Below are 14,127 nucleotides of genomic sequence, written 5' to 3'. Positions count from 1 at the left end.
CAGGGACATCCCTGGCTTTTGTCTTCAAGCGTTGTGTTGCCGGTATCAGGCCGGGAACAGCTCGCTCAATTTCATCGACAGCATCATGTCGCCTTCGACACGCAGCTTGCCGCTCATGAAGGCTTGCATGCCGTCGGTTTCGCCCTTGACGATGCCTTCCATGGTTTCACCATCGGTCACCAGGGTCACGTTGGCATCCGGGTTCTCGCCCTCCTGCAGGTCGCAGGTACCGTCCTTGACGATCAGCGAGAAGTGCTGGGTTTCATCGATACGGAAACCGAACACAACATCCAGGCCGGCAGCGGCGCTTGGGTTGAATTTGGCTTTCATCGCTTCTACGGCTTTGGCTACAGCAGTCATGGTTCGATCCTTTTATGGGTGATTACAGCGACCCCAAGGGTCACGGTTGGCCGGTTCTCAACGGAAAGTGATGAGTTCCGGCGCCTTCAGCAGTTGCAAGTGGGTCTGACTGTTGAAGGAAGCCAGGGCCACCTCGCGGCCACGGAACTTGAGCTGGTTGAGCGAGGTGTTGACGATTTGCCAGTTCAGCTCGAAGGCCTGCCTGGCGGGTATCCGGGTGATCAGGTGGAGCAGGGCGGTAATGGTGCCGCCGGAGGTGAACACGGCAATTTTCTGGGTACTGTCGGCACGTTCCAGGATCCGTTGCAGGCCAGCATCGACCCGCTCGACGAAGCCCAGCCAGCTTTCCAGGCCCTGCGGGTCGTGGCTGCCATCGAGCCAGCGTTCGATGATCAGGGCGAAGATGCGCTGGAACTCGCCACGGTGCTGCGCGGCGTTGCGCAGGATGTGCAGGGCTTCGGGCTCGTCGGGCAGCATGGCGGGCAATAGCGCGCGAATCACCGCATCGGCATCGAACTCGTTGAAGGCGGCATCGATTTCCAGCGGCGGTACCGGCATACCGGCAGCGGCAAACTGTTCCAGGGCGAGCGAAGCGGTGTCCTGCTGGCGACGCAGGTCGCCGGCCAGGCAGCGGTCGAAGCTCAGGCCCAGTTCGGCGAGGTGCTGGCCGAGTATCTGCGCCTGGCGCACGCCCACCGGCGAGAGGACGTCGTAGTCGTCCGCACCGAAGGAGGCCTGGCCATGTCGAATCAGATAAATGCTGCCCACGTCCGCGTCATCCCGGTACGTTGAAGTTCTGGCGAGGTTATGAGGATGCCGGAGAGCTGTCAATGAAAAAACATACGCTCGTTTGAAATGTTTGTTAGAGACTTGTATCGCACCGTGACAGCGGCTGGCCGCAAGGCCCAGCCGACGGTATGCTTGGGGCGTCACGCCGCCGAAACCGGGGCTGTCTGGATTTTTAAGGAGCTATCGTGGAGTTTCTCTCCGAGTACGCCAGTTTTCTGGCCAAGACCGTGACCCTGGTCATCGCGATCATCGTGGTGCTGGTGGTTGCGGCGTCTTTACGCGGCAAGGGCCGACGCCGGTCCGCCGGCCAGTTGCAGGTCAGCAAGCTCAACGACTTCTACAAGGGCCTGCGCGAGCGTCTGGAGCAGACCCTGCTGGACAAGGATCAGCTCAAGGCATTGCGCAAGGAGCAGGGCAAGGACGACAAGAAACAGAAGAAGCAGAAACAACCCCAGGCCAAGCCGCGGGTGTTCGTGCTGGACTTCGATGGTGACGTCAAGGCCAGTGCCACCGAGGGCCTGCGCCATGAAATCACTGCACTGCTGAGCCTGGCCACGCCCAAGGATGAAGTGGTACTGCGCCTGGAAAGCGGCGGCGGCATGGTCCACAGCTATGGCCTGGCCTCTTCGCAACTGGCACGGATTCGCCAGGCCGGGGTTCCGCTGACGGTGTGCATCGACAAGGTCGCGGCCAGCGGCGGCTACATGATGGCCTGCATCGGTGACAAGATCATCAGCGCGCCATTTGCCATACTCGGCTCCATCGGCGTGGTGGCGCAGTTGCCCAACGTCAACAAGCTGTTGAAGAAGCACGACATCGACTTCGAGGTGCTGACCGCCGGCGAGTACAAGCGCACCCTGACCGTGTTCGGCGAGAACACCGACAAGGGCCGCGAGAAGTTCCAGCAGGACCTGGATATCACCCACCAGTTGTTCAAGAACTTCGTGGCCCGCTATCGTCCGCAACTGGCGATCGACGACATTGCGACTGGCGAGGTCTGGCTGGGCGTCGCTGCGCTGGACAAGCAACTGGTCGACGAACTGCGCACCAGTGACGAGTACCTGGCCGAGCGCGCCAGGAGCGCCGAGTTGTTCCACCTGCACTACGCCGAACGCAAGAGCCTGCAGGAGCGTGTCGGCCTGGCTGCCAGCGCGTCCTTCGAACGCGTGCTGCTCGACGGCTGGCATCGCCTGACCCGCCAGCGTTTCTGGTAAGTACCTGCTCGCAGATTTCTATCGGTAAAGGCCGATAGAAATCTGCGGCGAGTGATAAGTAACGCTCTTTCCCGCCAGATGCTCACTACGCTGGATACCCTAATGGATGTCCAGGTTGATTGGCATGGAAGACACAGGCCTCATTGAGCAAATCCCGACACCTGCCGAGGCAGGCATTCATTTCGATGCGATCAAGGAAAAGATTCCTCGTTGGCTGTACCGGGCCCCAGCGCCCATGCGCCTGGTGTTCGGTGAGCATCTGCTGGCGCTGGAAAGCGCACGGCACGAGGTCCGGCGGATCATGTCGCAGCTGCAGAAGATCGATGCCTTCTGCATGCCCCGCCTGGCCGAGGCGATGGAGTTTCAGCTCAACGGCCATCGTGATCTGCAGGATGCCCGGTTTGTCCGCGTCGATGTCACTTACCTGTCAGGGCTCTTCGAAGATAAAGTCTATACCTTCACCCACAGCCAGACGCTGTTGGAAGCTGCCCTGCAGAATTTCGATGCCGGCGAGGCCGAGCCGGGAGGCATGGCAGGCAAGGCGACCATTCAATTCCCGGTGGGCGCTGCGGGCCACCGACGGTCGCTGGCCCCCGAGGAGTTTGCCGGGCTCTGTCGAACGCTGGATCTGGGAGGCCTTTATCAGCAGCATATCGACAGTGTGTTCAACCCTGCGGGTCCACCCTTGGTTGCAGGTCTCTCGTCGGTAAGGCACCACTTTGCCGAGTACGACAAACTCGCGTTGGCGGTGGCCGCCGACATGGCCTTTATGAAGGGTGAAATCACCCTTGCGACCTACGAGGTGCTGGAGGGATTGGTCAAGGGGCAGGCCGGGTTGAAACTCGATGGCGAACTGCTGCATTGCAGCCGGATGAAAATGTTCGACATCGAGCTGAGCGGTTGGGTGCTCATCGGCGCGCAACTGCAGGAAGGCTCGACGTTACCCTGCATTGCCTATATTCCCGAAGACCCTCGCGGCCCATTGAAGCATTACAGCCAGTTCGCGCTCTTTGAACATGACCTGACCCTGAAACTTCGCGACCCGACGTACCAGCAGTTTTTTACCCGCTTCGTTCCCGAGGTCCATCGACTACGGTTCCTGCGCACCCTCAATGCCAGGTTGCTCACCCTGGACCGCAAGTGGCCGCCAGTCCCGGCTATCCTGCAATTCTTCTCGTTGAAGGAAGTGCCCATCGATGGCGATCTGTTCGCCAGTTTCCAGCAGCAACGGTACAGCCAGATCAAATCGCATGCGCGACAATTGGCGGTGCCGACGGCCGATATCGATGCCCGTTCGCGTCAGGCGCGCCTGGACGCCTACCGACAAGCCGGTGTGAGTCTGTTGGTTCTGGCCTTGTCGTTCGTGCCGGTGATCAGTCAGATCATTCTGGGAGCTAGCGTGGTGAAGATGGTCACGCAGGTCTATGACGGCTTGTCGGCCTGGCAATTGGGCGAAAAACGCGAAGCCATCAGCTACCTGTTGGGGGTGGCGGAAGACGTCGCTCTGCTGGCCCTCGGCGCCGTCGTGGTGAAGGGCGGCAAGACCCTGCTGTTCAAGGCTCGCGCCCCTGCATCGGTCGATGCCCTGATTCCCGTTGAAACCCCGACTGGCCAGCGTCGATTGTGGCGCAACGACCTTGCGCCCTATGAATCCGACGTCCGTCTACCGGAGCATCTGCGAGTCAATGACATGGGGCTTTACCCGTTTCGCGACAATCTCTATCTGTCGCAGGCGGGGAAATTCTATCGCGTGAAATACAACCGGGCTCGCCTGCAATGGCAGATCGAACATCCGGAGGGCGAGGGGTTTCACGCCGTGCCACTGAGGTACAACCGTACGGGGTTCTGGCAAACGATTTACGAACGAGCGGTGGAATGGCCAGTGGAGCAATTGTTCCGCCGTTTCGGTGAGCCGCTGGTCGGGCTCGGCGACCAGTTGCGCCTGCAGATTCGCCAGTTGTGTTCGGGGCAGGAGAACGCGTTGCGCAAAGCCCTGACCGACAATCAGCCGGCGCCCGCGTTGTTGCTTGATACGATCAAGCGCTTTCGCATCGACCAGGCCATCAGTGACTTTCTCGGTGAGGTGCCCGGTGCCCTGTCGCGAACGCCGGAGCAAGGCGATCTGCGCCTGCGGGTGCTGACAGCGCTGCCCAACTGGCCGAAAAATCGTGTCATTCAGGTCTGCAATGGCGTGGGGGAGATCATTGCGGAGTATGGAGAGCGCAGGTCCGAGCAGTTTTCTTCGCTGCAGATCATCGACTCGCAACTGAGTAATGGCGATTTGCTCAAGTCGACGTTGAACATGCTTGATGAATCCGAGCGTCGCACACTGTTCGGTGCCGACCTGACGGAGAATGGTGCGCGCGTACGGGCCTTGGGTGAGCAGCTCAGGCAGTGGGCCGCACAACGCAGGCAGTGGCTGTTCGAGGCGTTGTATAAGGCGAGCGAGATTACCGATGACACCAGGGTCAAGCGTATCCTTGATGTGTTCCCAGGCTTGCCGGGAGCGGTTGCCCGTGAGCTGATCGCCCATGCCAACAGTGCCGAACTCGACCTCTTGAGCGAACGCGTGCCGCTGCGGCTCGCGGAGGAGATTCGCTGGTATCTCAAGCAGGTACAGCTTAACCGCGTGTGCGAGAGCTGGTACTTGCAGGGCCCGCAATATGCCCAGTCGGACCGCCTGGCGCTGCATACCCTCAAGTGCTTGCCGGGCTGGCCGGCCACCGGGCTGCGAATCGAGCTGCGCAAGGAGCGCTTTACCAGCGAGGCCGTCGAAGCAGTGGGTGATGCGCAGATCGCCACGCCGCGGGTGATTCTCAGGATCGGCCGGCAGTACCACGCATTCAATCACTCAGGGACAGAGCTGGGGCGCGCGGACAACCTGTTCGACGCCATGGCGTATGCCCTGCCGGAGCCCGACCGACTTGCCTTGGGCATGAGCAGCAAGGCGTCGGGAGCCTGGCTCAAGGAGCAGATTGTCGAGCGGATTTCCCGGCACCCTCATGCTGCACAGCGCACGCTTGGTTTGTCTCCGCTCAACCGTGGGTTCAGGCCACCGATGCGGCTGGCCTCGGGGCGTATCGGCTATCCGCTGAGCGATCGCGGCAGCGTCCTGGGGTATTCCGAACGCCTGACCGCTCGGGTGCGCGACCTTTATCCGGGGTTCAGTGCAGAAGAAGTGGGGCGTTTTCTTCATGACTTGCGGCTGCCCGAATCGGCCTGCATGGTGGAACTCGAACGCTTGCGTGAGGAGTACGACACGTTGTTCAGCCTCCTGGACGGCTGGGTGCAGCGCCGGACGTGGAGGCGTGTGCGGGGAACCGCGCAGGTCGCGCCTGTGCTGCTCGACAACAAACAGCGCGTGGCCGATGCGATCCTGGCCTGCTGGAGGCGACAGTCCAACCGCAACCTGTTGGGCGGCCAGCACTTCTACGAGTTGGACCTGCTGGGGATGCGGATCGGCGACTTGCCGCCGATCAGTGCCAACTTCAACCATGTGGGATTTCTGTTCATGAACGACATGGGCATCGCCAGCACCGAGGTCTCGTTCTTGTCCTGTTTCCCGCAGTTGCGCTGGTTGTCCATGGGGTTCAATCACTTGAGTCGTCTTCCCGCCGAGCTGGGGCAAATGTCCGAGCTGGTCCATCTGCACCTGCCGGGCAACCAGATCGTGTTGAACAGCGAGGCCTCTGCCGTACTGGCCCGACTGACCCGGCTCAGGTTCCTGAACCTTTCTGACAACCCGTTGTTCCTGCCGCCTGACGTCAGCCAGATGGGCGAGCTGGAGAGCCTCTTGCTGCGGCATACCGAGTTGGATCGCTGGCCGATCGGGCTGTCGCAGTTGCGCAACCTGCAGCGTGTGGATCTGCGGGACAATCAGATCGCGACGATTCCCGAGTCGGTCTACTCCGGCCCGGTCTCGATCAACCGGATCACTCACCTTCACGACAACCCGGCGCTTTCGAGCGAGGGCTTGTTGCGCTTGCAGCGGTATGAGCGCGAGACCGGTATCAACTTTGGCATCGACACCCTGGGTCGACAGCGTGTGCATGCGGTACGGCGAACCCCGTCGCTGCGCGAGTACGATTATTGGGTGGAGGGCATCTCCGTCGAACAGAAGATCTTGAAGGAAAGGCAATGGCGACTGTTGTACCGCCAATCAGGCTCCGAAGCCTTTTTCAAGCTGTTGGCGGACCTCACGACCACTGCCGAATACCGCGAGGCATTGCCGGATTTGAGCCTGCGTGTCTGGCGCCTGGTTGATGCGGCCAGCCATTACACTGACCTGCGTGAAGAGTTGTTCGTCGCGGCCTCGCACCCGCAGACCTGCTCCGACGGCGCGGAGCTGGTGTTCAGCGACCTGGCGGTCCGGGCCTTGGTGTACCAGGCCAGGGCCGTGGCCGAGGGTACTCCGGCGGCTATAGAACTCAACCTGCTGAAACTGGCGCGGGGCTTGTGGCGCCTGGATGAAGTCGAGGCCCTGGCCCAGGTGGACATCAACGCACGGCTGACGGTGGCGGGTGCGCATCGGGTCGATCCGCTCGAGGTCAGGCTGGCCTATCGCATTGGCTTGAGGGAGCGCCTTGGGCTGCCAGGCCAGCCCGGGCACATGACGTTCAAGGAGCTGGCCAGGGTGACGGCACGGGACCTCGATAAGGCTGAAGCCAAGGTCCTGGCACGGGAGCAGACACCGGCCTATGCGCAGGCTGTGGCGGATCGGGAGTTCTGGATCAACTATCTGAAGGAGCATTACCCTGAACGTTTCCAGCCCATCAATGAACAGCACCAGGCCGTGGTGTCCGCGCTGGATGCCCGGCGTACGACTAGAAGTGACCCCAACTGGCATGAATTCATCGATATCGAACTAGAGGCGCAGATGGGTGATGAACTCAAGGCTTGGCGCGAGGATCAGTCGCGTGAAGTGCTTGCGCTGACCCGCAAGGCACTCGAAAGAATTCCCGCATCGGACCTGGATGCGTGAATGGTGGCCCGTGCGCAGGTTGCGCACGGGCAGGGCTGGCTCAGCGGCGACGGAACAGCGGCAGCGGTTCGTCGGTGGCGGCCTGGTAGGTCACCGAGAAGTCCTTGAGGCTTTCCAGGGCTTCGTACGGGTCCTTGTCCGCGCGCAGGGCATAGGCGTCGAAGCCACAGCGATGCAGGTAGAACAACTGGTCACGCAGCACGTCGCCGATTGCCCGCAGTTCACCCTTGTAGCCGTAGCGGTCGCGCAGCAGGCGGGCGTTGGAGTAGTTGCGGCCGTCGGTGAAGGCCGGGAAGTTCAGGGCGATGACCTGGAAGTGCTGCACGTCATCGCCGATTTCCTCGGCCTCCTCATCGGCGTCCAGCCACACGCCCAGGCCGCCGTCGCGGGCCTTGAGGGCATGGCCATGCTCGCGCCACAGGGCCAGTGGCACGATCAGGTCGTCACAGTTGGTGATGCCGTCGAGGGTCGCGTCCTTGGGCAGCAGGTGCCAGGTCTCGTCGACGACCTCGTTGTTCTTAATGATTCGCTGCATAGACGCGCTCCTTGAAGAGGTCGATACCGATACGTTGGTAGGTGTCGATGAAGCGTTCGTCTTCGGTACGTTGTTCCACGTAAACGTCGATCAGCTTCGAGATCACGTCGGGCATGTCGTCCTGGGCGAAAGACGGGCCGAGGATCTTGCCCAGGCTCGCATCACGGCTGGCGCTGCCGCCGAGGGAGACCTGGTAGAACTCTTCGCCTTTCTTGTCCACCCCGAGGATGCCGATGTGGCCGACGTGGTGGTGACCGCAGGCGTTCATGCAGCCGGAAATGTTCAGGTCCAGTTCACCGATGTCGAACAGGTAGTCCAGGTCGTCGAAACGGCGCTGGATGGATTCGGCGATCGGGATCGACTTGGCGTTGGCCAGCGAGCAGAAATCGCCGCCCGGGCAGCAGATGATGTCGGTCAGCAGGCCGATGTTCGGCGTGGCGAAACCGTTTTCGCGCAATTCGCCCCACAGCTCGAACAGGCGGCTCTGCTCGACGTCGGCGAGGATGATGTTCTGCTCGTGGGAGGTGCGCAGTTGGCCAAAGCTGTAGCGGTCGGCCAGGTCGGAGATTTTGTCGAACTGCTTGTCGGTGACGTCGCCCGGCGCAATGCCGGTCGGCTTGAGCGACAGGGTCACGGCAATGTAGCCCGGCTTCTTGTGTGCGACGGTGTTGCGGGTCCGCCAGCGGGCGAAACCAGGGTGCTGCTGGTCGAGGGCGGCCAGTTCGGCGCCCTGGTCTTCCAGCGCCTGGTAGGCCGGGCCGACGAAGTGCTTGGCGATACGCTGGACTTCGGCTTCGGTCAGGGTGGTCTGGCCGCCGCGCAGGTGGACCATTTCGGCCTCGACCTTCTCGGCGAAGACTTCCGGCGTCAGGGCCTTGACCAGGATCTTGATCCGCGCCTTGTACTTGTTGTCACGACGACCGTAGCGGTTGTACACGCGCAGGATCGCATCGAGGTAGCTCAACAGGTCCTGCCATGGCAGGAATTCGTTGATGAAGGCACCGACCACCGGGGTACGGCCCAGGCCGCCGCCAACCAGCACCCGGAAGCCCAGCTCGCCAGCGGCGTTGTGTACCGCTTCCAGGCCGATATCGTGGACTTCGATGGCTGCACGGTCGGCAGTCGAGCCGTTGATGGCGATCTTGAACTTGCGCGGCAGGTAGGCGAATTCCGGGTGGAAGGTGGTCCACTGGCGGACGATTTCGCACCACGGGCGCGGGTCGATCAACTCGTCGGCGGCGACCCCGGCGAACTGGTCGGTGGTGACGTTGCGCAGGCAGTTGCCACTGGTCTGGATCGCGTGCATCTGCACGGTGGCGAGTTCCGCGAGGATATCCGGAACGTCTTCCAGCGCCGGCCAGTTGAACTGCACGTTCTGCCGGGTACTGATGTGGGCGTAGCCCTTGTCATAGTCGCGGGCGATCTTGGCCATCATTCGCGTCTGGCGCGAGGTCAGTTGGCCGTAAGGCACGGCGACCCGCAACATCGGCGCGAAGCGCTGGATGTAGAGGCCATTTTGCAGGCGCAGGGGGCGGAACTCTTCTTCGCTCAGTTCGCCCGCCAGATAGCGTCGGGTCTGATCACGGAACTGCTTGACGCGGTCCTCGATGATTCGCTGATCGTACTCGTCGTATACGTACATATTGATCCTGTTTTCAGGCTTTATAGGTCTGTCGCAAGGCTGGGGGCCATCGCCAGACCTGAACAATTCCGCGCGCACGGCCGCGCACTCCCCAGGGGGAGCCGGCGCACGATAGCAGTTTGCGGTTATGTGCAAAAATGATGTTTTTGAATATGAACATAACCAAAATCGATATGCACGGCGGCGCCGTAAAGACCTTGGTTGTGGTAGGGGCAATTGTGGTCTTAACTGTCGATGAGTCTTCGAGCAATCACCGACAAAATCTACAAGAGGCGATGCGATGAGCAATCCAACCAAGACAAGGAAAAGCGACAGCGCAGTCGATGCCTGGGCCATTCTGTTCCTGATCATCCTGGTGGTGGTCACGGCGGTGTTCTGGGTCAGTCATCAGTAACCGGACCGCAGGGTCCGGCCTGAACGTTGTTCCCGGAATCGCACCCGACCGTTGCGGGTTCCGAGGAGGGGCAGGGGTGGAGTGAAGCGCGGTTCCCCGAAGGAGCGGGGAGCCGCGAAGCCGTCTCAGACACCGGCGAAGTGCAGCACCAGCTTGACGATACCGAACAGGGTCAATGCGAACACTGCGGTGAACAGGATGCCCAGCATCACGAAGTGACTGGGCTTGCCGTGGGTGAAGTCGCGCGCCCGGTTTTTCCCGCTCTGCACGCCAAACGCAGCGGCCATCACGCTGTGCAGCATCTGCCAGAAAGTTGGTGGCTTGTTATCGATGGGATCGTCCATAAAGCCCTCCACACAGGTCTGTGTGTGGAGAGCATAGACAATTTTCAGTTGTCGTAGCCGAGGTTCGGTGCCAACCAGCGCTCGCTGACAGACAGTTCCTGGCCCTTGCGTGAGGTGTAGCTTTCGACCTGGTCCTTGTCGACCTTGCCCACGGCGAAATACTGCGCCTGCGGATGGGCGAAGTACCAGCCACTGACGGCGGCCGCCGGGAACATCGCGTAGTGTTCGGTGAGGAACACGCCGCTGCGGCCGGCCTGGCCTTCGCTGGCCTCGGGATCGAGCAGGCTGAACAGCGTCGACTTTTCGGTGTGGTCCGGGCAGGCCGGGTAGCCGGGGGCAGGGCGGATGCCGCTGTACTGCTCCTTGATCAGCGCCTCGTTGTCCAGGTGCTCATCCTTGGCATAGCCCCAGTATTCCTTGCGCACCTGCTCGTGCAGCCATTCGGCGCAGGCCTCGGCCAAGCGGTCGGCGAGAGCCTTGACCATGATCGAGTTGTAGTCGTCGCCCTTGTCCTGGTAGGCCTTGGCGACTTCCTCGGCGCCGATGCCGGCGGTGGTGATGAAACCGCCGACGTAGTCGGTGAGGCCGCTGCCTTGTGGCGCAACGAAGTCGGCCAGGGAGAAGTTCGGCTTGCCATCGGTCTTGATGATCTGCTGGCGCAGGTGATGCAGCTTGGCCAATGGCTGGCCGTCGTCACCATACAACTGGATGTCGTCGTCCTGCACCTGGTTGGCCGGCCAGAAGCCGAACACCGCGCGGGCACTGATCAGTTGCTCGTCGATCAGCTTGTCGAGCATCTCCCGCGCATCCTTGTACAGCGCGGTCGCGGCTTCGCCGACCACCTCATCCTCGAGGATGCGCGGGAACTTGCCGGCCAGGTCCCAGGAGATGAAGAACGGCGTCCAGTCGATGTATTCGGCCAGGGTGCGCAGGTCGATGTTGTCCAATACCCGGCTGCCGGTGAAGGTCGGCTTGACCGGCTGGTAGTCGCTCCAGTCGAACTGTGGCTTCTTCGCGATCGATGCGGCGTAGCTCAGGCGCTCGGTACGGGCGCTACGGTTGGCGGTGCGCTCGCGGACCTCGACGTATTCATCGCGGGTCCGCTGGACGAAACCGGCCTTCAGTTCCCTGGACAGCAACTGGGTGGCCACGCCGACCGCACGCGAGGCATCGGTGACGTAGACCACCGCGTCGTTGCTGTAGCGCGGTTCGATCTTCACCGCGGTGTGCGCCTTGGACGTGGTTGCGCCGCCGATCATCAACGGCAGGTGGAAATCCTGGCGCTGCATTTCACGGGCTACGTGGACCATTTCGTCCAGCGACGGGGTGATCAGTCCGGACAGGCCGATGATGTCGCATTTCTCTTCGCGGGCCACCTGCAGGATCTTTTCCGCCGGAACCATCACGCCGAGGTCGACGATGTCGTAGCCGTTACAGCCCAGGACCACGCCGACGATGTTCTTGCCGATGTCGTGGACGTCGCCCTTGACCGTGGCCATCAGGATCTTGCCCTTGGCCTCCGGCTTGTCGCCTTTCTCCAGTTCGATGAACGGGATCAGGTGGGCCACTGCCTGCTTCATCACCCGGGCGGACTTCACCACCTGGGGCAGGAACATCTTGCCGGCGCCGAACAGGTCGCCAACGATGTTCATGCCGGCCATCAGCGGGCCTTCGATCACTTCGATCGGGCGGGCGAACGACAGGCGCGACTCTTCGGTGTCCTCGACGATATGGGTGGTGATGCCCTTGACCAGCGCGTGTTCCAGGCGCTTGTTGACTTCCCAGCTGCGCCATTCCTCGGTTTCGGCTTCCTTGGTCGAGCCGTCGCCCTTGTACTTGTCGGCGATGGCGAGCAGGGCGTCGGTGCCTTCCGGGGTGCGGTTGAGGATCACGTCCTCGACCGCGTCGCGCAGTTCCTGCGGGATCTGGTCGTAGATCTCCAGCTGGCCGGCGTTGACGATACCCATGGTCAGCCCGGCGCGGATCGCGTACAGCAGGAACACCGAGTGGATCGCCTCGCGCACCGGGTTGTTGCCGCGGAACGAGAACGACACGTTGGACACGCCGCCGCTGCTCAGGGCGTAGGGCAGTTCGTCACGGATGTAGGCGCAGGCGTTGATGAAGTCGACCGCGTAGTTGTTGTGTTCCTCGATACCGGTGGCAACGGCGAAGATGTTCGGGTCGAAGATGATGTCTTCCGGAGGGAAGCCGACGTCGTTGACCAGGATGTCGTAGGAGCGCTTGCAGATTTCCTTCTTGCGCGCTTCGGTATCGGCCTGGCCGGCTTCGTCGAACGCCATGACCACTACCGCTGCGCCGTAGCGCTTGCACAGCTTGGCATGGTGGATGAACTGCTCGACGCCTTCCTTCATGCTGATGGAGTTGACGATGCCCTTGCCCTGGATGCACTTGAGGCCGGCCTCGATCACTTCCCACTTGGAGGAGTCGATCATGATCGGTACGCGGGAGATGTCCGGTTCGCTGGCGATCAGGTTGAGGAAGGTGACCATCGCCTTCTTGGAGTCGAGCATGCCCTCGTCCATGTTGATGTCGATCACCTGGGCGCCGGCTTCCACCTGCTGCAGGGCGACTTCAAGGGCTTCGGTGTAGTTTTCCTCGCGAATCAGCCGGGCGAACTTGGCGGAACCGGTGATGTTGGTCCGCTCGCCGACGTTGACGAACAACGACTGGCGGTCGATGGTGAACGGCTCCAGGCCGGACAGGCGACAGGCCTTGGGAATGTCCGGAATGGCCCGCGGCGCATGGGCCGATACCGCCTTGGCGATCGCCGCGATGTGTGCCGGCGTGGTGCCGCAGCAGCCGCCGACGATGTTCAGGAAGCCGCTCTGGGCGAACTCCTCGACCACCTTGGCCATTTCCTCGGGCAGTTCGTCGTACTCGCCGAATTCGTTCGGCAAGCCGGCGTTGGGGTGCGCGGACACGTGGGTGCTGGCCTTGTCCGACAGCTCTTCCAGGTAAGGACGCAGTTCGCTGGCGCCGAGGGCGCAGTTCAGGCCGACGGAGATCGGCTTGGCATGGGCCACGGAGTTCCAGAACGCTTCGGTGGTCTGGCCCGACAGGGTCCGGCCGGAGGCGTCGGTGATGGTGCCGGAAATCATGATCGGCAGTTCGAAGCCCAATTCCTCGAACACGCCCTGTACGGCAAAGATCGCCGCCTTGGCGTTGAGGGTGTCGAAAATGGTCTCGATCAGGATCAGGTCCGAACCGCCCTCGATCAGGCCCTTGGTCGCCTCGGTGTAGTTTTCCACCAGTTCATCGAAGGTGACGTTGCGGTAGCCGGGGTTGTTCACGTCCGGCGAGAGCGAGCAGGTGCGGCTGGTCGGGCCGAGTACGCCGGCAACGAAGCGTGGGCGATCGGGGGTTTCCAGGGTCTTGGCGTCGGCCACCTGGCGGGCCAGGCGCGCACCCTGCACGTTCAGCTCATAAACCAGCTCTTCCATGCCGTAATCGGCCTGGGACACCTTGGTGGCGTTGAAGGTGTTGGTTTCGAGAATGTCCGCCCCGGCATCCAGGTAGGCCTTTTCGATCGAACCGATCACATCCGGACGGGTGATGACCAGCAGGTCGTTGTTACCCTTCACGTCGCTTGGCCAGTCGGCGAAGCGTTTGCCGCGATAGTCCTCTTCCTCCAGCTTGTAGCTCTGGATCATGGTGCCCATGCCGCCATCAAGAATCAGGATGCGTTCTTTGAGGGCCTGCTGGAGAGCGTTGAGGCGAGCACTGCGGTCGGACATGGGACTACCTGGAAAGACGGACACAGAAAGAGCCGGGATGATAGCAAACCTGTACGCTTTGAGAGCATGTCGGGCTTTTTCATGAATATCGCTCATGTTTAATTGATGGCGAC

8 protein-coding genes are annotated in these 14,127 nt (G+C 61.7%); 2 read left to right on the top strand and 6 right to left on the bottom strand.

Annotated features, from left to right (window positions below; genetic code table 11):
- Positions 1–45: 45 nt before the first annotated feature.
- The gene (locus AC6I6U_RS19615; RefSeq protein ID WP_497877681.1) at positions 46–360 is read right to left on the bottom strand and encodes an SCP2 sterol-binding domain-containing protein; all 315 of its coding nucleotides are present in this window, start codon (positions 358–360) and stop codon (positions 46–48) included.
- A 57-nt stretch (positions 361–417) separates the two neighbouring features.
- On the bottom strand, positions 418–1,128 hold the full coding sequence (locus AC6I6U_RS19610) for a histidine phosphatase family protein (protein WP_497877680.1): 711 nt from the start codon (positions 1,126–1,128) through the stop codon (positions 418–420).
- 206 nt (positions 1,129–1,334) lie between these two features.
- Here AC6I6U_RS19610 and sohB point away from each other — a divergent pair, with 206 nt between their 5' ends.
- On the top strand, positions 1,335–2,363 hold the full coding sequence (gene sohB, locus AC6I6U_RS19605; protein ID WP_497877679.1) for a protease SohB: 1,029 nt from the start codon (positions 1,335–1,337) through the stop codon (positions 2,361–2,363).
- Between the two features lie 106 nt (positions 2,364–2,469).
- Positions 2,470–7,344: an NEL-type E3 ubiquitin ligase domain-containing protein gene (locus tag AC6I6U_RS19600; protein ID WP_497877678.1), complete on the top strand. Its 4,875-nt coding sequence runs from the start codon at positions 2,470–2,472 to the stop codon at positions 7,342–7,344.
- Positions 7,345–7,384: 40 nt separating this feature from the next.
- On the opposite strand, the gene AC6I6U_RS19595 is transcribed toward AC6I6U_RS19600, so the two are convergent.
- The 4 genes from AC6I6U_RS19595 to metH all read right to left on the bottom strand — a co-directional run bounded on the left by AC6I6U_RS19595 (position 7,385) and on the right by metH (position 14,014).
- Complete coding sequence (locus AC6I6U_RS19595; RefSeq protein WP_497877677.1) at positions 7,385–7,879, bottom strand: DUF934 domain-containing protein; 495 nt, start codon at positions 7,877–7,879, stop codon at positions 7,385–7,387.
- Entirely contained in the window at positions 7,863–9,521 is a 1,659-nt protein-coding gene (locus AC6I6U_RS19590; RefSeq protein WP_497877676.1) for a nitrite/sulfite reductase, read from the bottom strand. The genes AC6I6U_RS19595 and AC6I6U_RS19590 overlap by 17 nt, the downstream gene beginning before the upstream one ends.
- Before the next feature lie 519 nt (positions 9,522–10,040).
- Complete coding sequence (locus AC6I6U_RS19585; protein ID WP_497877675.1) at positions 10,041–10,259, bottom strand: DUF2970 domain-containing protein; 219 nt, start codon at positions 10,257–10,259, stop codon at positions 10,041–10,043.
- A gap of 44 nt (positions 10,260–10,303) precedes the next feature.
- Positions 10,304–14,014 (bottom strand): methionine synthase, encoded by a 3,711-nt coding sequence (gene metH / locus AC6I6U_RS19580; RefSeq protein WP_497877674.1) that lies wholly within the window; start codon positions 14,012–14,014, stop codon positions 10,304–10,306.
- Between the last annotated feature and the right edge of the window lie 113 nt (positions 14,015–14,127).

The organism is Pseudomonas sp. UTLPPB19802 (assembly GCF_059730225.1).
This window is presented reverse-complemented; position numbering and strand designations above follow the sequence as displayed.

Bases quoted from the DNA above. Each gene is read 5' to 3' on its own strand.
- AC6I6U_RS19585 (WP_497877675.1), bottom strand. From the start codon at position 10,259: ATGGACGATCCCATCGATAACAAGCCACCAACTTTCTGGCAGATGCTG.
- AC6I6U_RS19595 (WP_497877677.1), bottom strand. From the start codon at position 7,879: ATGCAGCGAATCATTAAGAACAACGAGGTCGTCGACGAGACCTGGCAC.
- AC6I6U_RS19600 (WP_497877678.1), top strand. From the start codon at position 2,470: ATGTCCAGGTTGATTGGCATGGAAGACACAGGCCTCATTGAGCAAATC.
- AC6I6U_RS19590 (WP_497877676.1), bottom strand. From the start codon at position 9,521: ATGTACGTATACGACGAGTACGATCAGCGAATCATCGAGGACCGCGTC.
- AC6I6U_RS19615 (WP_497877681.1), bottom strand. From the start codon at position 360: ATGACTGCTGTAGCCAAAGCCGTAGAAGCGATGAAAGCCAAATTCAAC.
- metH (WP_497877674.1), bottom strand. From the start codon at position 14,014: ATGTCCGACCGCAGTGCTCGCCTCAACGCTCTCCAGCAGGCCCTCAAA.